1 protein-coding gene is annotated in these 524 nt (G+C 72.5%); it reads left to right on the top strand.

Annotation, left to right across the window (positions count from 1 at the left end; translation table 11 throughout):
• Nucleotides 1-522: DUF2690 domain-containing protein (locus B9S61_RS12640; protein WP_146064811.1), on the top strand; the 522-nt coding region annotated here is incomplete at its 5' end.
• Nucleotides 523-524 lie beyond the last annotated feature (2 nt).

The following is a 524-nucleotide window of genomic DNA, read 5'->3' as shown; positions in this document are numbered from 1 at the left end:
GGTCGCGGCCGCTCGGGCGGCTCCGGCGGCAGGAATCGGACGTCCACGTTCGTCGTCGGTGCGGTGGGGGCGCTGGTGGTCGTCGCCGCCGCGTTCTACGTCATCGGGACCGAGGGTGACAAGAAGCGGGACGACGCGCGGAAGTCCCCGTCGCCCACCGCCACCACCAGCGTGAAGCTGCCTCCCGGCGTGGAGTGCAGCGGCGAGAGCTGCGCCGGCAAGGACGCCGAGGTCATGGGGTGCAGCGGCGACCTGGTCACCACCGCGCGGACCGCGACGGTCGGCGCCACCACGGTCGAGGTCCGCTACAGCGAGACCTGCGGCGCGGCATGGGGACGGATCACCCAGGCCGCGCAGGGTGACACGGTCGAGATCAGCTCGGGCAAGTCGACGCAGAGCGACACCATCTCCGCCGTCGGCGACACCGTCACGTACACCCCGATGGTGCCGGTCGACAGCGCGACGGACGCGGAGGCCTGCGCGGTTCTGGCCGCATCCGGCGAGAAGGGCTGCACGGAGTAGCC

Origin of the sequence: Streptomyces sp. SM1, assembly GCF_002910825.1 — a bacterium.
Classification (GTDB): domain Bacteria; phylum Actinomycetota; class Actinomycetes; order Streptomycetales; family Streptomycetaceae; genus Streptomyces; species Streptomyces okerensis.
The sequence above is the reverse complement of the archived record's forward strand: the minus strand, read 5'-3'. Positions and strand labels throughout refer to the sequence as shown.